A 22,114-nucleotide genomic window follows, 5' to 3' on the forward strand; every position below is an offset into this window, starting at 1 on the left:
GGCGGGGCTTTTTTCTGATAGAAGAGACACGGAAAGCGAGGAGAACGATCGTGGATGAGAAGGCGCTGTTAGATAAATTAAGGGCGGTGAATGTGGAACAGTGGATTGGAGAGCCCGGGAAAGCGCAGGACTCAGATATTGCTGCCGAGTGGAGACGGAGCGGTGTCCGGTTTGCCGCTTCCGAAGGCAAGCTTGAAGGTGTCTATTACAAGGCGATTCGCAGGCTGCTTGACTGCATCGCTGTCGTTGGCGGCGTACCGATGCTGCAGGAAGGAGGGATTTATCTTGGCTGCTGGCTCGAGAGCACCGGCACGATCAACGCGGAGCTGCTGTCACGTTTCCTGCCGAGCGTGGCGCAATCGACATTTCGCTCCTTTGCGCTGTACCAGCGGGCCGATGGTCTGCTCCCTTACAAAATTACGGGCGACGGGCCGGCTTACCGCCAAATCCAGCTTGTTACCCCGCTTGCCCGCAGCGTCTGGAATCATTATTTGCTGCAGGGGCGGGACCATGCGTTTCTGCGGATGATGTACCAGGCGATGGAACGCTATGATGTCTGGTTGGCAGCACATCGTAATACCCGGGGGACCGGCTGTGTCGAGGCATTTTCGGCTTTCGATACGGGGCATGATCTGTCGCCGCGCTTCTGGCATGTGCCGGACACGCCACACCATGGCGATCCGAGCCGGTTCGATTCCGGTTCGCCGGTTTTACCGTTCCTGGCGCCGGACCTTACGGCGAACGTATATTGTCAGCGTTTGTATTTGGCCAAAATCGCCGAGGAGCTGGGCTTGCCTGGCGAGGGGTGGATTTCCAAAGCTAAGCAGAGTGCTGACAGCCTCTTCCGGTACTGTTTTGACGAGGAAGACGCCCTTTTCTACGACCGTGACCGTCAGAACCGGTTTGTCCGCGTTCAGTCCGATGTTCTGCTGCGCGTACTCGCCTGTGAAGTCGGTGACCGAGAATTTTTTGATGCGATGCTGTCGCGGTACTTGCTGAACACGCGCAAGTTTTTTGCCAAATATCCCTTTACCTCCATTGCGATGGATGATCCGCGGTTCGACCCGTTCTCCAGCTACAACAGCTGGGCGGGGCCGTCCAACTTCCTCAGCCTGATCCGGGCTCCGCATGCCTTTGAGCATCATCACCGGCATGTCGAGCTGACATGGGCCATGCAGCCGATCTTGTGTTCATTGGCCAGGGCCGAGCGTTTCGCGCAGACCGTCAGTCCCTGGACAGGGGAAGAGGGCTTTACCGAAGCCTATTCGCCTGCTATCTTGTGCCTGCTCGACTACGTGGAGCGGGTTTGCGGAATCCTGCCTAGACCCGATGGGGAAGTCTGGTTTACGGGGCTTCTCCCTTCTGCGATGGATCATGGAGAGGAGGTCACCGGCGAAACGGCTTATGCACGATCCGTAGACAGGGTGCTCTATGAGCTGGTCAATATGCGTGACAGGTCTGTCATTTACCGGGAGGGTCAAGCCTATATGAAATTCCCTTCCGGCGTCCGGGTCATTACAGACCGGGAGGGAAGCCTGCGAGGTATTCTTGGAATGAGTGTGCGGACAGTTGATGGCCGATTGGAATGGAAAGGCCGGAGCATCCCTTTTTCGGTCAAAGGAAATGAGTATCTCAAGTACAGCGATGGAGAACTGAAACAAGCCAGAGATGCTGGCATCATTTATCCGACATATTCTTAAGGAGGTGTTGCTATGAACAGGAAGGAGATTCAGATTCGGGACCCGTTTGTATTACCCCTCCGCGAGGAAGGCAGATACTATTTATACGGGAGCACGGATGCTAACATTTGGGGGCCTGGAACCGGATTCGACGCTTATATCAGCAACGATCTGGAGGATTGGGACGGGCCGCACCCTGTATTCAGGCCGGGAGCCGATTTTAATTCCGATACGAATTTTTGGGCACCTGAGGTTTATGCATTGCACGATAAGTTCTATATGTTCGCCACGTTTCGCCGGCGCGACAATGGGCGTCTTGGCACTTCGGTTCTGTCGTCACCCGGTCCGTTGGGGCCTTTCGTGCCTCACAGCAGCGGCCCTGTCACTCCGGAAGCCTGGAGTTCACTGGATGGGAGCTTATTTATGGACGCAGAAGGGCAGCCATGGATGATCTTCTGTCACGAATGGCAGCAGGTCGGGGACGGCGAAGTGTGCGCGATGCGATTGAGCACCGATTTATCCGAGCCGACCGGAATACCAATCACACTGTTTCGGGCATCTGATGCGCCGTGGACGACGCCTTACGAGTCTCCGCGTTACAAGGAAACGGTCAATTATGTCACGGACGGCCCCTTTTTGTTCCGTGGTGAATCCGGCCATGTATACATGCTGTGGGCCAGCTTTATCGATAACCGGTATGCGCTGGGTGTTGCTCGCTCGGCGACAGGGGGCGTCTCCGGACCATGGATTCATCAGCCGGAAGCGCTGTATCGGAATGACGGAGGACATGGCATGGTATTCCGGACGTTTGACGGTAAGCTTGTATTGACCCTTCATGCTCCCAACCGTACACCTGACGAGCGCCCATTATTTCTGCGGATTGAGGAAGCAGAAGGGTTCATTCAGCTTCGCTGAAAATTTAAGAATTCTATAAAGAAAGACTCCGCCAGTCATACTGGCAGAGTCTTTATGAATGAACCAATTGAACGCGTTTGACGGTCCAAAAGGGGACGATGACAGGTTTACGGTCATTTGAAACGATAACGAATGTCCGGGGGTCGTCGGTTCTATGGCAAATTCCGGTATAGAACTCTCCGCTCACCAGATGAATCGTAATTTCTGTATTCGTTTCAGCTGCAGAAAGAATCATTTCCTTATTCAAATTGGAATGGTCACCCCCATACACATTCGTTAATCAACTATAATTAAACAGAATTCCGGAAATTAATCAAGATTTTTGTCGAATGATTAGAAAAACTTTAAAAGACGGACATTCAATTGACGAAATCCAAGAGCAGAAGCACAAAGATGGGTTTGTTTGGGCAAGCGGAACATCACCAAAGAAGCCATGTAAACGAGACGGAAAAGCCAAATATCGTGGCATAAGCAATGACTAAGTATGTGAATCTTTAGAAGCCATTACCAGTATACAAAAAGGCTCCCACAGCCTAACCACTTTTTTCAAAGTGTCTATTCTATGGGGGCCGGTTTATTTAGCTTCTTTTTCTATTATGCAACAGTCCCTCTATTTCTGCTTTCAATTGTTCAAACCACTTTAAGTTAATCAAGTGATGGGAACGGGAATTTTCGTTCATGCGGCGGTAGTAATCAATTGTGCCGGGAAGTTCTTGTGTGTTGGATAGGTATTCATCAAGGAGCGCGATTCGGGTTTTAGTCTGGTCGATTTGCGATTGGATCAGTTCTAGCAATTTGTTTTTGTCGTATTCATCGGCAAAGAGAAGCGCCCCATAAAATTGCAGGTTCACATATTCCGATTTGGTGCCGTATTTGACCATTAATTTTTCAAATTCAGCCATTCCCGATTCGGTGATTTTAAAGTTCCGAGTTTCGCGCCCACTGGTTGAAGGATTCTGCTGAATCTGTTCAATCCAACCTTTTTCTTCAAGTTGCTGCAAATTGTAATAAAACGAGCCTTTTGTGAAATTTACAATGTAATTGTAATGGCGTTTTTCCATTAAGGCCAGCAGATCATAGCCGTGAGCGCCAGGGTTTTGGATGAGCAAGCCAAGGATGAGTAAGGGAATCAAGGCTGCATCACCTTCGCCATAAGCGCCTCGAATTCTGCGTACGTGATTTTACCCGAAGCCAAATCTATGCTGTGAAGGTAAATCTGTTCTGTTTTCGAATAGTTTCGCTTCACTTTCAGCGACTGCTCTTCCTCAGGGATGGGTTCCATGACATGACACTTTTTCGAAAAAGCCTCGAAATAGCGGTAGCCGAATTTGCGTTGCGAAACCGCATCTAAATGAATGCCATCAGAATTCGCCGTCAAATCTGCCGCTGTTACAAAATAACAATTTTCCTGCTTGTTAGCGAAGTGCTGCAATTGTTCATTGACCTGTCGATACTCTGTCGCATGCTGTCCAAAACCGGTCTTCCCAAGGAAATCGCCAAGTCCGCCAATGATCAACGGCACCTCATCAAGATTCAAATCGTTTCTTAGGGTCTCGATAATAAGGGTTAATTTCTCATAATAAGTTTCATGTAGCGAACGATAACTGTCGCTCTCACCCTGATGCCATAGGATTCCGCAGATTTGGCTGGAACGCAGAGCGAAGCGGGCTTCGGACAAAGCATGCTGAAAAAGGATGCCTTCCGGATGCCAGTCATCCAAGGAACTGCCGCCTTCCGCACAAGGAATCAAACCAATTTCTTCATCGGGGTTGGCTTTCGACCAGGCATCGGCAAAAGATGCCGCCAGGCTTACACCGGAAACCGGACGGTCGTAATTAATCGGCTCTGTCATCATCTGCCACTGTCCGTTGCGCAACATTTTTATTTTTTCATTATAGATAGGATCGACTTCATGCAAAAATCCACGACCCGCCATATTCGACTGCCCCAACATTAAGAATGACTTTATCATTTCGTAATTACTCCTTTACAATCACTATAGTCTAATTAGACTAAAAACATTATATAGTCTGATTAGACTATAGTCAATTGAATTATCTTTACACTAACGGGAACGATAACTCAATTAACCGCCTTTTCACAAAGGCGGTATTCATATGGTCACAAATCAACATTAGAATTTAACTTAGCCTTAAAAAAGAGCCGACTACTTCCTATAAAAGGGAGCAGCAGCTCATAAGAAATTACTTCACTTCGGCAATCTTGTTGAACAGATCGCGGAATACGGCATCCCGGTTCACATGGTAAATATAACGGATCTGATGCCGCGTAGGGTCATTCACCCAACGGAAATCTTCTGAGATTCGCGGGCTGGGAATCAAAATGCTGGGGCAGGCTTCCGGAACAGCCAGCCAGGCGATGACAGAGATGTCCCAGATGACGCGGGAATACGCGTAATGATCAGGCGAACAATTCCGGTACGTGTCATAGAGATATTGTCCCATTTCTCCCTTATGCTTAATATGGGTTTCCAGTTCCGAGAGGGTCGTCAGGAGATGAGATGCCGTTCCCATGCACGGGACGAGAACAAGAGGGACACCGCAGCCGAGCAGCAGCCTTGAGCCATGCAGATCCTGCGCGAGGTTGAACTCGCGCGTATCCGGCCAATTCAGCGAATGGCCGCCCAGCCATACGACAACGATCCGGTTGATAATCTCCGGTTCCAGCAGAATGGCCGAGGCCACATTCGTGATGGCTCCGATCGCAACGACATACAGCGGATCGTCCGGTGAAGAGGCCAGAGCCCGTTGGACCAAATCCCGTGCCGCATCGCTGTCCACAGGCACATCAGCGCCGGGAAGATAGCTCCCTGATCCCCGGTGCACGGGGATATCCTCCCGCTGGGCAAGCTGCCGGATTTTCAAGATCTCCTGGTAGCTTTTTTCCATGCCGTCCAACGGGCTTTCCGACAGTTCGTTGTAAAAAGGTGCGGCATACAAGGCTTCGACTGTAACGCTGGTGCTTGATTTCATGGCATAGATGACAGCGAACTGATCATCGATTTCGTTAAAGGTATCCGTATCCAAAACGATTCTTACCGGTCTTCCAGGGTGCTGCAGCCGTCTGATTCGTTCATCGTCTGTGATCTGAGGAAATATGGTCACGCTTTACGTCCTCCTATTCTCCACTGCATGATTTGGACTTCCAGCTTTAACCTCAATATATCACAGAAACAGGGGGGCAAGCTGGTTAAATGCAGCTAAATTTTCAACTCTGTAGGTGACGGATCACCCCCGGAACTTACAAGTCTGTAAGATAGGTGTAAGTGAAATCAATAGGTGGCAAGCCGGTTCACATGTATACTTTGAATAAATAAGGAAAGGGAAAGTGAAGGTGAACCGTAATGGAAGACAAACGTGAAAACCATCTATTGAATATCGCACTTTACGTCATGCTGTTTATCATTCTGATTTCCTGCTTCGGGCGGCTGATCGATCACTCGATCTACTTCGCAGAGAATGCTCTGGGTATGCTGGTACGAATCATGGAAGGTATTTTATCCTTTTGAGTCCTAGAGGTTGAATCATTAGAATCAATAATCTATAGCTGCGATCCGTCGCAGCTTTTTTGTGCAAATCATTTTAAGGTGGAATAGGGATTGGGGAAATAGAAACCGGGGTCAGCAGGGTAGGACATCTCCGTTAAAAAAGGGTAAGCCTAATGGCTTACCCTTTTTGCAGATGATTGAGCTATACCCGGAATTTGCTGATGATTTGCGACAGGTTGCGCGCCATCGTCAGAAGCTGCTCGGAAGAGCTCGCGATTTCTTCCATCGATGCGAGCTGCTCCTCGGAAGAAGCCGCAACGCGCTGTGTTTGCATGGCGGAGGAGGTGGTGATGCGCTCCAGCTCTTCCAGCGAAGCCGCAATTTCCTCGCTGCCCGCGGACATCTGCTCCGAGGCAGCAGATACTTCCTGGACCTGGGCGGACACTTCGCGGATGGCCTGCACGATGGCGCGGAAACTGTCGCCTGCCTGCAGCGCGATCTGCGTACCCATGCGGGCCTCGTCGGAAGAACGCTGGAGGGAAGCTACCGCCTCATTCGTCCGGTCTCCGATGCCTTCGAGGATTTCTTTCACCTGTTCGGAGGAATTTTTCGACTGCTCTGCCAGCTTTCGGATTTGCTGGGCGACCACGGCAAATCCGCGGCCGTGCTCGCCAGCCCGGGCCGCTTCGATGGAAGCGTTAAGTGCCAGCAGGTTCGTCTGGTTGGCCACATCCGCAATGAGGGCCAGAATTCCCCCGATTTGCCGGCTCAGCTCTTCCAGCTCCCGCATGGTTCCAACGGAATCGGACAAATTGTTCTCAATCGTCTGCATCTGCTCCAGTGATTTCTTCATGACGGATTCGCCTTCGACTGCGCGCTCGGTCGTATTCACAGCAAGATCCGAGACAACGCTGGAGGACTCCGCGATCCGCTGGATGCCCGCAGCCATTTCAGACATGGCCCGCTGGCATTCCGTCGAGCTATGAAGCTGCGTCTCCGAATCGGCTGCAACCTGGCTGATCGCTTCGGTAATTTCGTTAGTGGCCTGCGCCGTTTGCTGGGCACTTTCCTGCATCAGCTTGGCTTCATCGGTAACTTCGATGGAAGTATGCTGAACATTGCCAGCCAGCTCACGCAAGCTCGAAACCATACTATTAAACGCATCTGCCGCTTGGCCGATCTCGTTTCTGCTTTTGACCGGGATACTGACGGTCAAATCGCCTTCGGCAGCCATTTGGGACACTTCCGCCAGTCGGCGAAGGGGTTTAAGGGCATATCGGACAGCTACCGATACGATAATGATGGCTGCGACGAGGAACACGGCTCCACCTGCCAGGCTTGTCCAAAGGATTTCGGAGAGGCGCGTCTGAATTCCGTCATAGTCGAAATCGATGCCGAAGACCGAGACGATGTTCCCTTGTTCATCTGTCACGGCTGAAAGATAGGTCACCCAGGTCCCCAACTCATCGTCGTAAGGGACGGTTACGGCCGAGCCTTCTTTTATCGTCTGATCAAAAGCATGTTCAAAATAAGCAGGCATCACGTATTCAGTTCCCGGCTGCAGCATTTGATCATCCGGGCCCTGCAAATTCATAACGGCTCTATTACCGCTGCGTTCTATTTTTTCTGTAGTCAGAATATAGGCGTTGCCAATGCCTTGGTCTTTGCTAACCATCGCCTTCAGCTGACTGCGAATGACCTGAAAAGGCTCCGTAACCGTCGGCTCATGATTGGCTACCGCCTTGGCAATCTGCTTCACTTGGCTTATATTGGTATCCAGCTGGGACTCAAGAACGCTTCCGAGCCCCTTAAACCGTTCCTGGAACAGACTTTTCTGCTCATTATAGGAGATCCACGTTTGAGCGCTGATCACGACGACGAACAGAACGGCCAGCAGCAGCGTGCTCAGCGCCATTAAACTTCGGAATCTAAATATCTTCTTTGACTTCACGTTTGTGCACCCTCTCGGATTGGAATAACCAATATATCGGTACCATGCACTCGTTTATTTAGCGGAGAAACCGGGGGAAACAGAGGTAATATATTCCACCCAGGAGACGGTTCAACATTCCGGATTTCTGACCTCCGTCATGACTTCGGAACGGCTGAAGGAGGATATCCTTTGATCGACTTAAATACGTTGCTGAAATACGATATATCATGGAATCCGCAACGGTCCGCAACCTGAGTCACCGTGAAGCCTCCGGTGGACAGCAGCATTTCCGCTTGATTGATCCTGATCTGGTTCACATATTCCTTGAAGGAATATCCCGTGACTTGTTTGAACAATTTGCCGAAATAGACGGGGTTCAGGTTGACGATATCCGCCATACCGGTTAAATGCAGATCCTCCGGATAATGGTCGATAATATATTCGAGCACCTTGTTGACGCGTGGATCAACAGGGTGATGTCCGGCGCTGCGGTAGGTATTGGTGATGAGGACATGATGGACGATAAGCATAAACAGCGCTCTTGCATGCATGATATAGCCCGGATGTTTGCGCATCCACACCTGGGTGAACTGCTTGATGTAACCCAGGATTTCGCTCGTGATGAGGTTTTTCGTAACGGTCTGAAGTGGAAGCGCTTCCGATTTGCCAGGAGCAAGCCATTTGAAGTTGAATGCGTAAGAGTGCATGGGACAGTCCGTAAATGTGTAAGCTTCGCGAACGCTGCCCACGGGTATGTAAATCACATCCCCGGCCTCCACCGTATATTTAACGCCATTAATAAAATAATTGGATTTCCCTTCGACAACAAATGTCAAATCCTGAAAATTGATCGTTTGGCGAATAATTTCCCATTGTGGGAAACAGCGCCTGTCCACGAAGAAAACAACGTCTGGAACGAGATTTTGCAGCCTTTTCAAATCCATGCGGAATCCCCCTTGTTCCATTTTATCCATATTCGGACGGCATGATAAAATCTATATTTAATAATTACAAATAATATTTAGTTGCTCTATGGATTCTAAAAATGGTTTACTTTTATAATAAGCATAGTTGTAATGAAGAAATTCAGTCATCATTAGTTATTGCAAGCCGGATTACAGGCTTATGAATGTGAAAATTCCTGTTTACTTGTTACAAATTTGATTATAGTTCAGTGGAGCATACTTGAGTACCATATCATGAATGGTGCGTTCGATTCAAACCGTTTTTGTAAGCGATTACCGAATTATTTAGCTCTCTGGCTTGCTGCGGTTGCTTGCCGGGATTGTCATGGTCAGAAAACGTTTTTGGTGAGACAGCGTCAATAAATTTTTTATGGATAAGGGGTTCGCATGACAAAGGATACGATGCTACAGGAACTATTAAACTTGGAAGCCCATTTGAAAGAAATCACCCATAGCCTTCGGCAGATTGACGACACGTGGAGTGACCATTTTGACCCGGCTGATCCGGACGATATGTATCTGTGTTCGACATTCTCCAAAGTGGAAGACGAGCTGTCCGCCGTCCGCCGCCTGATTCAAGGCATTGGGGCAAGAGTGATTGCCCAAGGTGCGTTGATAAAGAACGCTGATGGACAATATGCCATCGGAAACACAGGTATCATGTTAACTGCGGGTTCTGCCGTCGAGGTCTTGTTCCGCAGTTCGGAGCAGGATGCCGAATGGATTGAAAGCGGTGTCGAATTGTGCGGTGAGGAGTATGCATTAACGGGTTTTCCCAGACTTGACTTAGAGGGTCTAACGGTAAGGGTCAAGCAGTACCCCTCCGAATAGAGAGCGGTGCGGTGTATAACACGATCACGTTTGTCACGAGAAGATCGGATGTGCTAGAATGGCAGCAGCTTTGAGCACTGGGAATGAGGGGGCAGCGTGAGTGGAAGTTATGTTAACTCAAGTAAACACCGAAGAGGAGATTGCAGCCTTGGCTGATCTGGCCTATGGGATTTGGCACGAATACTTTATCAGCATCATCACACGGGATCAAATCAACTACATGGTCGACAAATTTCAATCGGTTCCCGCTATAACCGACCAAATTCAACATCAAGGATACGAGTATTACTTTATCAATGTTGACGGGGCTCATGTTGGATATATCGGTGTCAAGCAGGAAGAAGGCAAGCTGTTCCTGAGCAAATTGTACATTGCCAGGGAGTACAGAGGGCATGGGTACGCAAGCCGGGCTATGGAGTTTCTGACAACTCTGTGCAAAGATCGGAGCTTAAGCGCCATTTGGCTTACCGTGAACCGGCATAACGACTCGACGATTGCGGTTTATGAGAAAAAAGGGTTTAAAACCGTGCGCACGCAAGTGGCCGATATCGGAAACGGTTTTGTCATGGACGATTATGTGATGGAAAAGCCGATCGTGTAAAACGAATGAAAGCACCCTGCGGGGTGCTTTTTTGCTGTTCACAGCATCTTGATATACCAGGCGTCACAGGCAAAATGCTCGGTCGCACTTAGCGGCTTGTCCATCGGAACAAACCCGTGCTTGAGATAAAATTTGTTGGCCGCCGTCATGTTATGGAATGTTTCCAGGTAGCACTGCTCGTAATGCTCTTTGGCAAAATCGAGCGCAACCCGCAGCAGCTCCGCCGCGATCCCCGTTCCCCTGGCTTCCTGGCAGGAGTACATTTTCTGCAGCTCGCAAATGTGCGGGAAACCTGGCACAGGTCCAATGCCGCATCCGGCGGCAATCCGGCCCTCATCTTCGGCCACCCAATATTTTGATCCTTTAGGGCGATATACGTAATAAAAGTTACCTAAATCGGGATCGGCCCAGGCGGTTCCGGGCTTGTTCGCACCAAACTCAATCAAGCATGTCCGGATTAGCTGCTCGACCGGCTTATTGTCTTTTTCCTCGATTTCTCGGATGATCATGATGACAACCTCCATTACTGAAAACCAATCTACCGTACTATCATACGACCTAATTGGAGATTCTGTATACCCCGCTAAAGAAATGGATCAGAATTTTGAATTAGCAATCGAATTTATTAATCCCTACTTGTTGAATCGGATTTAGAATGATAAAGTGCTGTCATATATCCAAGTAAACGGGTAGGAAAATATAATTTTGGCTTGTCGGCATCATTTGATTTCTAAAGGGAGGCAGAGCATATGGCGGAGACTTTGCTAAACATCACGGCGCTGAGTAAAAGCTTTGATACAGCCAAAGGACGTGTTGAAGCACTGCACAAAGTGGATTTGAACATCCGGGAAGGAGAGTTCATTACGGTCATCGGTCCGAGCGGCTGCGGGAAAAGCACGCTGCTGCGCATCATCGCCGGACTGGACGGACAGTATTCCGGCACCATTACACTAGCCGGCCAGAACATTACGGGACCGGGAATCGACAAAGGATTTATTTTTCAGGAGCATCGTCTATTTCCTTGGCTGACGGTGGAGAAAAATATTGCCGCGGATCTGTCACTGCGTGATCCCGAGGTTAGGCGCAAGGTCGATGAACTCATCGAACTGGTCAAACTTGGGGGCTTTGAAAAAGCCTATCCCAAGGAGCTGTCCGGAGGGATGGCCCAACGGGTGGCGATCGCAAGGGCGCTGCTGCGCAATCCCCGGGTGCTGCTGCTGGATGAACCGTTTGGCGCATTGGACGCGTTCACTAGGGCGCATATGCAGGATGTGCTGCTGGACATTTGGCGCAGAAATCAGACGACGATGATTTTTGTCACCCATGACATTGATGAAGCCGTATTTCTGGCCAACCGGGTCGTCATTCTCAAGCCGCGGCCGGGTCAAATCAAGAGCATCGTGCCGATCGATCTTCCCTATCCCCGGAAGAAAACGACGTCATCCTTTCAAGAGCTTCGGCTCCGCGTGCTTAAGCTGCTGGATTCCCTGGATGAGTTAGAGCTTACGGATGGGGCAGGTATATAAAAATCTTTTACTCATGTCAGGAAGGCAGGTGATTGTATGAGTCACGAAATTTCAGCAGCAGGACCATCCCTGAGAGCGGGCCTCGGAAGGTGGAAGCTTCTCGGGCTGGGACTGATTCTGCCGGGAGCCGTCCTTGTTTTGTGGCAGATCTTCGGACAGCTGGGGTATATATCCGATTTGTTGTTCCCGACGCCTCTCGTCATTCTGAAGGCCTTTGTCGGTCTCGCTCAATCCGGTGATTTATGGGATCATTTCCGGATCAGCGCCGTGCGGGCACTTGCAGGATTTGCGCTCGGGGGGAGCTTGGGACTCTTGTTCGGAATACTGGTCGGTCTGTTTGCGAAAGTCGAAAAGATGCTTGATCCTACGCTTCAAATGATCCGCATGATTCCGAGCCTTGCTGTCGTGCCGCTGTTTATTCTTTGGTTCGGAATTGGCGAGGAATCCAAAATTCTGTTGATCGCCAAAGGGGCCTTCTTCCCACTCTATATCAATACTTATCTCGGTATTCGTAATGTCGATAACAAATGGTTCGAAGTGACCCGTGTACTCGGGTACAGCCGCATCCAGCAGATCAAAAGGCTGGTGATCCCGGCGGCGCTTCCTAACATCCTCCTAGGAACCCGGTTATCGATCGGGTTATCGTGGCTGGGTCTGGTGGTAGCTGAATTGATAGCTTCGACTTCCGGGGTCGGTTATATGATGTCCGATGCCCGTCAGTTTGCCGATACGCCGGTCGTATTCGTAGGCATTATCGTGTTTGCGGCCGCGGGACTCATTACGGATTATATCGTTCGGCTGGCGGAACGCAGGTTGTTAAGGTGGAAGGAAAGCTATAACAGGTAAGGAGGTAATCAAATGAGCCTGCAAAGCGAAATACCGATTCCGCAAACAACCGTTAAACAAGATCTAGGTATCCATTCACCTCCACATTCAGATCCCGCGGCTGGGGAGGATGCAGTTAAGGTTACAGCGGATATCGTACAAACGAACAGGCAGCCGAGGAGCTCCAAGAGATGGTGGGCCGATCTGTTATGGGCATCTATTATACCGGTTGTGGTGGTGGTGTTATGGCAATGGGCAGGCGGCGCAGGCTGGATATCGCCCGAATTCATGCCGACGCCGTGGGTCATTCTGAAATCGTTGAATCATCTCATTGCCTCGGGTGATCTTGCCTACCAGATTGGAGTGAGTATACAGCGTACGCTCCTCGGATTTGCGATCGGAGGCCTGCTTGGACTGGTGTTTGGATGTTTTACCGGTATGTTCCGCAAGGCGGAGTATTTGCTCGATCCCAGCATCCAGGTGCTGCGGCTGGTTCCACATTTGGCCATCGCACCCTTGATCATATTGTGGTTTGGCTTTGGCGAAACCTCCAAGATTGCCATCATCATTTCCGGTTCTTTTTTTCCCATGTATATCAATACATACGCTGGGATTCGCCAAGTGGACGGTAAATGGTTCGAAGTGGGCAGGGTGCTCGAATTCAAGCCGTATCAACGCTTCACGCGGCTGATTGTTCCCGGGGCACTGCCGAGTATCCTGCTTGGCGTCAGATTGTCGCTGGCTGTATCGTGGATCAGCCTTGTCGTTGCGGAACTCGTAGGTTCTACGGCCGGGATCGGTTTTATGATCAATGAAGCCAAGCAAAACTCGGATACCCCGGTTATTTTTGTCGGCATTCTGATCTTCGCGGTTGTAGGCAAGCTGATCGATTCGCTGGTTCGCCTGCTGGAGCGCAGGTGGCTTCATTGGCGTGATTCCTATCGTGGTTAAATCCAATTCCGAAAAAATAGGAGGCGTGGCAAATGGCAATTCAGGAACAGGCGCAGCATTTGAAAACGGACGTATTGGTGATCGGCGGGGGACCGGCGGGTACTTGGGCCGCCGTTACGGCAGCCGCCAAGGGAGCCAGAGTGGTGCTGGCCGATAAAGGATATTGCGGCTCCAGTGGGGCAACGGCGCCTTCAGGCACGGGAGTGTGGTATGTAAAGCCGGATGAACGGCTGAGGGAAGAAGCCAAAGCCAGCCGCTATGACATGGGCGGAAGGCTGGCGGAACACCGCTGGATGAACAGGGTGCTCGACCGCACCTATGCCAATATGAATCAGCTGGCAGGCTGGGGGTATCCGTTCCCGCTGGATGACGAGGGCAATCAGCACCGGCGCAGCCTGCAGGGGCCGGAATATATGCGCCTCATGCGCAAGGTCGTCAGGAAGGCGGGCGTGACGATTCTGGACCACAGCCCGGCGCTGGAGCTTCTGGCCGACGAGCATGGCGTGGGAGGCGCTGCGGGGGCCAATACGCAGACGGGTATCCCCTGGACGGTGGAGGCCGGAGCGGTTGTGATCGCAACAGGCGGCTGCGCCTTTCTCAGCAAAGCGCTCGGCTGCAATGTCCTCACGGGCGACGGGTATCTAATGGCCGCTGAGGCCGGGGCGAATCTGTCCGGCATGGAATTTTCCAACGCTTACGCGATTTGCCCGACATTCTCGTCCGTGACGAAGACGGCTTATTACAGCTATGCCAGCTTCTATTACGAAGACGGCACGATTGTCGAAGGAGCCGGTTCCAAGCGGGGGCGCTCCGTGATTGCGCGTAATCTTATGGAAGGGCGGCAGGTCTATGCCGTCCTCGATCAGGCGCCAGAGCACTTGAAGCCGCTGCTCCGGGTGGGCCAGACCAACTTCTTCTTGCCGTTCGACCGCCGCGGCATCGATCCGTTTACGGACCCGTTCCCGGTTACGCTTCGCCTGGAAGGGACGGTCCGTGGTACCGGCGGCATCCGGCTTGCGGATGAGCTCTGCGCAACCGATGTGCCCGGACTCTATGCGGCAGGAGACGCTGCCACCCGAGAGCTGATTTGCGGCGGGTTTACCGGAGGAGGGAGCCACAATGCAGCTTGGGCCATGTCCTCCGGCTCCTTCGCCGGAGAAGGTGCGGCGGCCTACGTCAAGAAGCTGGGTGCCGGTGATGGAAGCCGCAATTTACAGCGAAAGTCCACCCAGCCGATCGTGGAGGAAGGCAAAGGCAGCGTTAAACCAAGCCGGGCAGCGGAATGGGTGCAGGCCGTTCAGGATGAGGTCAAACCTTATGACCGCAACCTGTTCCGGACCGGTGAGGTGATGACCCAGTCTTTGAACAGGCTGAACGGCTTATGGAACGAGCAGCGGGAGCAGGCTATTGAGCACACGGTGGATGGCGTCAAAGCAAGGGAAGCGGCCGCCATGACGGCAACGGCCCGTTGGATGTACACATCCGCCTTGGCCCGGACGGAATCCAGGGGCATGCATAAGCGCAGTGATTTTGCCGGGATGGACGACAATCAGCACTACCGCCTGATCACAGGCGGATTGGACCAATTATGGGTTCGTCCGGAACAAGTCCGTAAGGAGGTCGTCGTCCATTGATCGAAGTTATCAGTGAAAGCAAATGCATTGCCTGCAATCAATGCGTGTCTGTATGTCCTACCAACGTATTCGATCGCGTTGCTGACGGGATTCCCGTGATCGCCCGGCAAAGCGATTGCCAGACCTGTTTTATGTGCGAGCTGTACTGCCCTGTCGACGCCTTGTATGTCGCCCCGGAATCCGAGTCGGTCATCGGTGTCACGGAAAGCGAGCTGTCAGAACAAGGCCTAATGGGAGGATACCGGGAGAAGGTTGGCTGGGGGAAAGGCCGCAAGCCTGTCGCCAGTCACGAATATATGTATCAGCTGTCGAAGCGGAGCGGATTTTAATTATCGACTGAAGTGGGGGAGCCAATCATGAAGACAACACATCATAAAAACACCAAACACGGCCGCTTTTGGAAGTCAGCTGTCATTCTTGCAGGTCTGCTAGCTGTCATCGTGGTTCAGGGCTGCTCGCCGTCCAAGCGCACCGGGGATGCTGCCGAAGCTGCCGCGGATAAGCCGACGGTACTCAATTATGGCTACATCGGGATCAATAAATTAAATGTGCCGTCAAGCGGAGCTGAAGGCTGGGGATTCCATAAAGGGATTATTCAGGAGGAACTGAAGAAGCATGGGATTACGCAGGTGAACCTGACCGGCTTTCCCAACGGACCCGACCAAACAGAATCATTAGTCAGCGGCCGGCTGGACGCGGGCAGCCTTGGCGATACACCAGCGATCATCGCTTACGCCTCCGGTGCGAAAACACGTTTGATTTCCCAGCCAGCGACCTATTCCATTGGGTACTTGTTTGCCAAAAAAGGCGGAGCTAAGTCCATCAAAGATTTGGAAGGCAAAACGATTGCCATTCAAAAGGGATCTTTTATGCACCGCTATGTCGTTGGCCTGCTCAAACAGGAGGGCGTGAAGGATTATAAGCTGGTTCACATGCTGATTCCCGATGCGCAGGCTGCTTTGGCAAGGGGGGATGTCGACGCGTTGACCAACAATGGAGTGCAGGCGATGAAGCAGATTGACGAAGGTTATCCGCTGCTTGACGATGCCACCAAACATCCCGATCTGATCGGTACGAGTGCTACTGTCGTGTCGGACGCTTTTCTGGCCAAATTCCCCGACTTTCCGAAAATATGGAATGAAGCGCGCAAAAAGGCGCTGGATGACTTAAAGCAGCACGAAGATGAATACTACCAGTTTGTCGCGGATGCGCAGGGAACGACTCCCGATATTATCAAGAAAATCAGCCCGATCAGCGAGATCAAGGATACGCCGTTTACCGATGACGGCTTAAAGCTGATTGAAGGAACGAAAGACTTTCTGGTTGAAGAAAAGCTTGCGAAAAAAGATTTTGATATGAACGACTGGGTGCTGAAATAACGTACAGGACGACAGGGGGGGATTGCAGCGGATGGCACCCAAATTGGATATTCAATTAACCACGGATGTACTGGTTCTTGGTGGCGGGCCAGCTGGCGCTTGGGCGGCATGGAGAGCCGCGTCCAAGGGAGCAAGGGTTGTGCTTGCGGATAAAGGCTTCTTGGGCAGCAGCGGTGCGACGGCACCTGGAGGAACAACCCTGCTGGTGATTCCTCCGATTGCCGAGATGCGGGAAGATGCCGTGCAGAGCAGGCTCAAGGCAGGCGGCTATCTGTCGGAGAATGCCTGGATTCACCGGGTCCTGGATGAGGTGGAGACCTATTTGGAAAAAGTCGGAGAATGGGGATATCCCTTTCCGAAAGATCATAACGGGAATCCGCTCCGCACGCATTTGCACGGCCCCGAATATATGAAGCTGATGCGCCGTGCGGTCCGGCAGGCCGGTGTGCGCATATTGGATCAATCCCCTGCGCTGGAGCTGCTGCACGATGCGAATGGCGTCGGGGGAGCAAGGGGCGTGAACCGGCTGACGGGCAGAGAATGGGAAGTGCGCTCCAATGCGGTCGTTCTGGCTACCGGCGGCTGCGCGTTCCTGAGCAATGGATTGGGCTGCAACGTACTGACCGGCGAGGGACTTCTTATGGCCGCCGAAACGGGAGCCGAGCTTTCCGGGATGGAATTCAGCCGCCAATATGCGCCGAGCGCCGCCTTTGGCAGTGTGACCCGGGGGAGAATGCTGGCTTGGTCTACGCTCTATGATCAAGAAGGACGCGTGATCGGCCGGGGTGACCGCGCCTTCGGCAGTCTGCAGCAGCATCTCCTGAAAGGACCGGTGTACGCCTCGATCAATTTGGCCGACACGGAGGAGAAGCGGCGGTTTCTTCGTCACGCGCATCCTATCTTCTTTATGCCGCTCGAGCGCGCAGGCATCGATCCGTTCCGGGATAAGTTTCCGCTCACGCTCCGGTACGAAGGGACGATGCGCGGGACGGGCGGGCTGCGGCTCACCGGGAACGATTGCCGCACGAGCGTTCCGGGTTTATACGCAGCGGGCGATGCCGCCTCGCGAGAGAAAGTAACGGGCGCCATTTCAGGCGGAGGAGCCTATAACGCTTCCTGGGCGATATGCAGCGGAAACTGGGCGGGCGAAGGTGCTGCGGAGTATGCATTATCCCAGGTTGGGGATGTCGGTAAGCGGGATCTGACGCCGGCAGGACGATACGGCTTGGTGCAGCACTCCGACGCCGACCGGCTGATGGACGTCCCGCAAATCATCTCGGCCGTTCAGCGCGAGGTGTTCCCCTTGTCGATTAACTTTTTTCGCAGCGAACCGGTCATCAGGGCGTCTCTCGACCGTTTGCACGGGCTTGTTCCTTTTTTGCATGACAGCGTATCTGACGATCACCGTCATCGTGTCCGTGCCCGGGAAGCGGCAGGCATGGTGGCTACGGCAAGATGGATGTACTCGGCCGCCCTTGCGCGCAAAGAGAGCCGCGGGCTGCATGCCTTTGCGGAATACCCCCAGCTGGATCCTCGCCAGACCCACCGCCTTCTGGTGTCGGGGGTCGACAGAATCCACATCCGGGCGGAAAAAGTCCCTCATGCGTCCGAACTCACGCCGGAGGAGGGGATGGTCTTATGATCGAGCTGGTCAGCCGGGAGCGGTGCATCGGTTGTTCCATTTGCGTAAAGGTCTGTCCAACCAACGTGTTTGATATGCAGGATGGACAGCTTGCGATCGCCAGGCAGGAAGACTGCCAGACATGCTTTATGTGCGAAGCGTATTGTCCAGTTGATGCTTTGTATGTTGCGCCTTATGCGGACCGATCCGTGGAGGTCAGCGAAGTGGCGTTGTTGCACCAAGGAATACTCGGCAGCTGGAGGGCAGAAATCGGATGGACCACGGGCAGTGAAACGACGATGGCCGCACGGGATACTACGCCGTTTTTTGAACAATTTACGAAAACCCACCGGCCAAAGGAAAGCTAATGTAACGTACTGAAGCATATGGTTGTGAAAAGCCACCCTGATTTCAAACAAGGGTGGCTTTTTTGGCGTGCTGATCGGCTGCCGCGAATGGGTGAGTGAGTAACCAATTTGTATTAGAGTCCTCGGTTTTCACTCAAATGTTGAGGTTTTAAATATGTCTTGGGTACAAGGTAACACACAATCACAAATTTTTCCTAACCATCTATTGCTCTATAGAGTAAAATAAATTACTATACAAAGTAAGGGGGTGCTAAAAATGGATGAGGAGTTACAGCTTAACGTTCCGCTGCTGCGCCGACGCGTACCCAATCTAACGACGGCGGCACGAGAGGCTGGTCTAAGAGCGGCAACGGTTTCCAATCTATGTACAGGGAAAATCCCCGTCGGCCGCGCTGAAGTAAGGACGTTGGTGGCTCTTGCTTCTTTGGCGGGATGCAGTCTTGATGAACTCATTATTAGAGGGAGTGGTGTTCGTATGATCGAGACAGGTGTAAAAGCGTTGGATTTGCTCGCCCCGGTAGTTCGCGGGGGAACGGTTGGATTTGTGGCACGGCCGAACATGGGGCAGCTCGTTATGCTCGCAGAGCTGATGCTCCGCATGAAGAAACGGGGATTCGCAACCGTGTTCTGGGACCCGCAATCGGACATTTCGGGCGTCGAGCTGGTTCAGGAGCAATCCGAGTTTTCCCATTCGGCCAAAGAGGACGTTTATCAGCAAATTGTGCAGCTGCGCGGGGAAAAAGATATCCTCCTGGGCGTTGATCGGAGCAAAGTTTTATCCGGCGAGTTATTATCCTTGCGAGATCGTCTTAAAGAGGTGGGAGCCCGGCCCATCACGATCGCCCTTGTAGATATTAAGTGTGAAGCGGCTGACGACGATAATGCGTATGGACCTTTGGACACCCTGTGGAGATTTGACACCGATCTGATCAGCCGAGGCATTTATCCGGCTATCGATCCGATCGGGTCGACCTCGACCGTTCTGGAGGGAGCGCATCTGGATGCCGTTCATCTGACCACCCAGCAAGCGGCACGGAAACTGCTCCGCCGTTACAGAGAACTGAGATCGCTGGTGACCGTACTGGGGGCGGAGAAAATTTCTGATAGTGATTTGCAGCTGTACCAACGTGGCGAAAGGCTCGAAGCTTATCTTGCACAGCCTTTCTACGTATCCGAGCCCTATACCAAGAAACCGGGTGAATGGTTGACGCTTTATGATACACTGGCTGATGTGAAGCGGATCTTGGACGGTGAAATGGATGCTACCGAGCCATCCGAATTATTTTTTAAAGGGCGGCTGGAAGTCACCAGCTGAAGCGCGATGATTGAGATCTGGTAAACGGTTGCATGGGGCCGGTCCAGCTGACCGGCTCTTACGAACCGTATCGAATGGTTATCGAAAGAGGTGAACGGCTTGATTCGCGGCGTCATACTCGAAGGCTTATCCACAACTGGGAAGACATCCGTATTATCTGCTTTAAAAAGAGTACAAAGTTTAAGTCCGCATGCCGAGCGAACGATGATCGCACTAAGTGAACATTATTCGCAAATCCTGCATTCCGATCACGGCGTGCTGAGGTCCTTGGATCAAAATGAACATATCCAGCTGTTAAATCAGCATATCGCTTATCTTGAGCAGCTGCACGGTTGGATTGAATCTCTGGGACATGCAAAACCGTCTAACGGAATTTTTTTCATCCTGGAGAGATTTCATCTTAATCATCGTTCGGCATTCGCAGATCATTCAAAAATCGAAGCTTTGGAACAGCGATTGCTGCGTCTCAATGCAAAATGCGTTCTTTTGACCTTGTCTCCGGAAGCTGTTCCGACCCGATTTGTTGAAAGCCGAGGTGAAGCCTGGCGGTCCTATGTCATGGCGAATCATCCGTCTGCAGACGAAGCTTGCCGCAAGTTTGTTGAGGATCAGGAAAGGCTGCGCACATGTATGAAACAATCGCTCATTCCTGCAATGGAAATCAACACCGACGAAGCAGCGTGGGATGATTATGCGAATCAAATTTTGAGGGTGTTGGACGAATAAGCACAATAATACATACCAGGTGAAACAAGCTACAGGCTGCCGAACAACGGCGGCCTGTTTGGGTTATAAAGGGAGTCATTCCTGAACAAAAGGAGATGTGCTGCTTCGCAACGAAGTAATATTATGGAAACGGTATAAAATCGTGGCAGAGAATGGATTTACCAAAGGAGAGAATCGACAATGAAGAAAAAAATAATGGTTATATTCGGCACGCGGCCCGAAGCGACGAAAATGTGCCCGGTGATTCAAGAATTGCGCCATCATCATGAATGGTTTGAGACGAAGGTGGTTGTTACCGGCCAGCACCGAGAACAATTATCCCAAGCTCTTTCACATTTTAATATTCAACCCGATGTCGACTTGGCTTTGATGAAAGAAAATCAATCACTGGCCTACTTAACTTCGGCTGCGATTGTTGGCCTCGACAACATCATTAATGAGGATAAGCCTGACATGATACTGGTTCACGGCGATACCCAGACTGCGATGTGCGGAAGCTTGACAGCATTTTTTCATAAAATCCCGGTTGGGCATGTCGAAGCAGGCTTACGTTCTCATCAAAAATATTCGCCTTGGCCCGAAGAAATAAATCGCAGAATTGTCGATGTTATTACAGATTTACTATTTGCGCCGACATCTGTTAGCAAGAACAATTTGAATAGAGAGGGTTATGATTCCGAACATATTTTTATTACCGGTCAAACTGCCGTCGATGCAGCAATTCTAACCAATAAAGCTGATTATAAATTTCATAATGAACAATTAAACGATCTTGTCCAACTTCAAGGAAGATTGATTACTGTAACGGCTCACCGCCGTGAAAATTATGGAGAACCTATGCAGCAAATGTTCAAGGCGATCCGACGTGTGGCTGATGAACATCCAGATGTTCATATCGTTTATCCGGTTCATTTGAGTCCATATGTCCAAGATACCGCATTTACGATGTTGTCCGGTCATGATCGGATCCACTTGCTTGATCCCATTGAATACCCTGATATGATCAATCTGTTATCCCATTCTCATCTTGTATTAAGTGATTCAGGCGGACTTCAAGAAGAAACACCCGTTTTTAATAAACCGTTGATCCTGATGCGAGATACTACAGAACGGCCAGAGGCTGTTGCGGCGAATGCCGTTTACCTGTCCGGAACCCAAGAGGATTCTATTTTTAACATAGCCAATAAACTATTAACGGACCCGGATCTCTATCATCAGATGGCAAATGCGAGAAACCCATTTGGTGACGGGCTCGCCTCCAAAAGAATCGTACATATTATTGCCCATCATTTCGGATTAACTGACGACCTGCCAAATGAATTCGAGGAGTAAGCCTA

Annotated in this window: 22 protein-coding genes; 16 read left to right on the forward strand and 6 right to left on the reverse strand. The window is 51.3% G+C overall.

The window, feature by feature from the left end; genetic code table 11:
• Window positions 1–50 precede the first annotated feature (50 nt).
• Both ABIE48_RS13090 and ABIE48_RS13095 read left to right on the forward strand, forming a co-directional pair.
• Window positions 51–1,700: an MGH1-like glycoside hydrolase domain-containing protein gene (locus ABIE48_RS13090; protein WP_192714322.1), complete on the forward strand. Its 1,650-nt coding sequence runs from the start codon at window positions 51–53 to the stop codon at window positions 1,698–1,700.
• 12 nt (window positions 1,701–1,712) lie between these two features.
• The gene (locus ABIE48_RS13095) at window positions 1,713–2,594 is read left to right on the forward strand and encodes a glycoside hydrolase family 43 protein (protein WP_192714321.1); all 882 of its coding nucleotides are present in this window, start codon (window positions 1,713–1,715) and stop codon (window positions 2,592–2,594) included.
• 578 nt (window positions 2,595–3,172) lie between these two features.
• Here the strand turns inward: ABIE48_RS13095 and ABIE48_RS13100 are convergent.
• The 3 genes from ABIE48_RS13100 to ABIE48_RS13110 all read right to left on the reverse strand — a co-directional run bounded on the left by ABIE48_RS13100 (window position 3,173) and on the right by ABIE48_RS13110 (window position 5,719).
• On the reverse strand, window positions 3,173–3,727 hold the full coding sequence (locus ABIE48_RS13100; protein ID WP_145020150.1) for a PadR family transcriptional regulator: 555 nt from the start codon (window positions 3,725–3,727) through the stop codon (window positions 3,173–3,175).
• A complete protein-coding gene (locus tag ABIE48_RS13105; protein WP_192714320.1) occupies window positions 3,724–4,566 on the reverse strand; it encodes a sialate O-acetylesterase in 843 nt (280 codons plus the stop codon). The genes ABIE48_RS13100 and ABIE48_RS13105 overlap by 4 nt, the downstream gene beginning before the upstream one ends.
• Before the next feature lie 232 nt (window positions 4,567–4,798).
• A complete protein-coding gene (locus tag ABIE48_RS13110; protein ID WP_192714319.1) occupies window positions 4,799–5,719 on the reverse strand; it encodes a nucleoside hydrolase in 921 nt (306 codons plus the stop codon).
• 239 nt (window positions 5,720–5,958) lie between these two features.
• Between ABIE48_RS13110 and ABIE48_RS13115 the strand changes: the two genes are divergently transcribed.
• Window positions 5,959–6,123 (forward strand): hypothetical protein, encoded by a 165-nt coding sequence (locus tag ABIE48_RS13115; RefSeq protein WP_192714318.1) that lies wholly within the window; start codon window positions 5,959–5,961, stop codon window positions 6,121–6,123.
• Window positions 6,124–6,304: 181 nt separating this feature from the next.
• On the opposite strand, the gene ABIE48_RS13120 is transcribed toward ABIE48_RS13115, so the two are convergent.
• A complete protein-coding gene (locus tag ABIE48_RS13120; RefSeq protein ID WP_354519028.1) occupies window positions 6,305–8,053 on the reverse strand; it encodes a methyl-accepting chemotaxis protein in 1,749 nt (582 codons plus the stop codon).
• A 137-nt stretch (window positions 8,054–8,190) separates the two neighbouring features.
• Window positions 8,191–8,979, reverse strand: a complete 789-nt coding sequence (locus tag ABIE48_RS13125; protein WP_186325858.1) for an AraC family transcriptional regulator — start codon at window positions 8,977–8,979, stop codon at window positions 8,191–8,193.
• Window positions 8,980–9,387: 408 nt separating this feature from the next.
• On the opposite strand from ABIE48_RS13125, the gene ABIE48_RS13130 reads away from it, so the two are divergent.
• Entirely contained in the window at window positions 9,388–9,831 is a 444-nt protein-coding gene (locus ABIE48_RS13130; protein ID WP_145020138.1) for a DUF5348 domain-containing protein, read from the forward strand.
• A gap of 109 nt (window positions 9,832–9,940) precedes the next feature.
• A complete protein-coding gene (locus ABIE48_RS13135; RefSeq protein WP_354520628.1) occupies window positions 9,941–10,432 on the forward strand; it encodes a GNAT family N-acetyltransferase in 492 nt (163 codons plus the stop codon).
• 38 nt (window positions 10,433–10,470) lie between these two features.
• Here ABIE48_RS13135 and ABIE48_RS13140 read toward each other — a convergent pair whose 3' ends face one another.
• On the reverse strand, window positions 10,471–10,941 hold the full coding sequence (locus tag ABIE48_RS13140) for a GNAT family N-acetyltransferase (RefSeq protein WP_192714315.1): 471 nt from the start codon (window positions 10,939–10,941) through the stop codon (window positions 10,471–10,473).
• Window positions 10,942–11,181: 240 nt separating this feature from the next.
• Between ABIE48_RS13140 and ABIE48_RS13145 the strand changes: the two genes are divergently transcribed.
• The 11 genes from ABIE48_RS13145 to wecB all read left to right on the forward strand — a co-directional run bounded on the left by ABIE48_RS13145 (window position 11,182) and on the right by wecB (window position 22,109).
• Window positions 11,182–11,958, forward strand: a complete 777-nt coding sequence (locus tag ABIE48_RS13145) for an ABC transporter ATP-binding protein (protein WP_116230670.1) — start codon at window positions 11,182–11,184, stop codon at window positions 11,956–11,958.
• A gap of 36 nt (window positions 11,959–11,994) precedes the next feature.
• Window positions 11,995–12,804, forward strand: coding sequence for an ABC transporter permease (locus ABIE48_RS13150; protein WP_145020130.1), 810 nt, complete (start codon window positions 11,995–11,997; stop codon window positions 12,802–12,804).
• A gap of 12 nt (window positions 12,805–12,816) precedes the next feature.
• Complete coding sequence (locus ABIE48_RS13155) at window positions 12,817–13,734, forward strand: ABC transporter permease (protein ID WP_145020127.1); 918 nt, start codon at window positions 12,817–12,819, stop codon at window positions 13,732–13,734.
• 32 nt (window positions 13,735–13,766) lie between these two features.
• The gene (locus ABIE48_RS13160) at window positions 13,767–15,368 is read left to right on the forward strand and encodes an FAD-dependent oxidoreductase (protein WP_145020124.1); all 1,602 of its coding nucleotides are present in this window, start codon (window positions 13,767–13,769) and stop codon (window positions 15,366–15,368) included.
• Complete coding sequence (locus ABIE48_RS13165; protein WP_076166160.1) at window positions 15,365–15,697, forward strand: 4Fe-4S dicluster domain-containing protein; 333 nt, start codon at window positions 15,365–15,367, stop codon at window positions 15,695–15,697. The genes ABIE48_RS13160 and ABIE48_RS13165 overlap by 4 nt, the downstream gene beginning before the upstream one ends.
• 27 nt (window positions 15,698–15,724) lie before the next feature.
• The gene (locus ABIE48_RS13170; protein WP_192714314.1) at window positions 15,725–16,747 is read left to right on the forward strand and encodes an ABC transporter substrate-binding protein; all 1,023 of its coding nucleotides are present in this window, start codon (window positions 15,725–15,727) and stop codon (window positions 16,745–16,747) included.
• A 31-nt stretch (window positions 16,748–16,778) separates the two neighbouring features.
• Complete coding sequence (locus ABIE48_RS13175) at window positions 16,779–18,389, forward strand: FAD-dependent oxidoreductase (RefSeq protein WP_145020118.1); 1,611 nt, start codon at window positions 16,779–16,781, stop codon at window positions 18,387–18,389.
• Complete coding sequence (locus ABIE48_RS13180) at window positions 18,386–18,736, forward strand: 4Fe-4S binding protein (RefSeq protein WP_192714313.1); 351 nt, start codon at window positions 18,386–18,388, stop codon at window positions 18,734–18,736. Before ABIE48_RS13175 ends, ABIE48_RS13180 begins: the two co-directional genes overlap by 4 nt.
• A 256-nt stretch (window positions 18,737–18,992) precedes the next feature.
• Complete coding sequence (locus ABIE48_RS13185; protein ID WP_089547132.1) at window positions 18,993–20,051, forward strand: ATP synthase beta subunit C-terminal domain-containing protein; 1,059 nt, start codon at window positions 18,993–18,995, stop codon at window positions 20,049–20,051.
• A 99-nt stretch (window positions 20,052–20,150) separates the two neighbouring features.
• A complete protein-coding gene (locus ABIE48_RS13190) occupies window positions 20,151–20,777 on the forward strand; it encodes a hypothetical protein (protein ID WP_192714312.1) in 627 nt (208 codons plus the stop codon).
• A 180-nt stretch (window positions 20,778–20,957) separates the two neighbouring features.
• Window positions 20,958–22,109, forward strand: coding sequence for a non-hydrolyzing UDP-N-acetylglucosamine 2-epimerase (gene wecB / locus ABIE48_RS13195; RefSeq protein WP_192714311.1), 1,152 nt, complete (start codon window positions 20,958–20,960; stop codon window positions 22,107–22,109).
• Window positions 22,110–22,114 lie beyond the last annotated feature (5 nt).

Origin of the sequence: Paenibacillus sp. OAE614 (assembly GCF_040546645.1) — a bacterium.
GTDB classification, from domain to species: Bacteria; Bacillota; Bacilli; order Paenibacillales; family Paenibacillaceae; genus Paenibacillus_AQ; species Paenibacillus_AQ favisporus.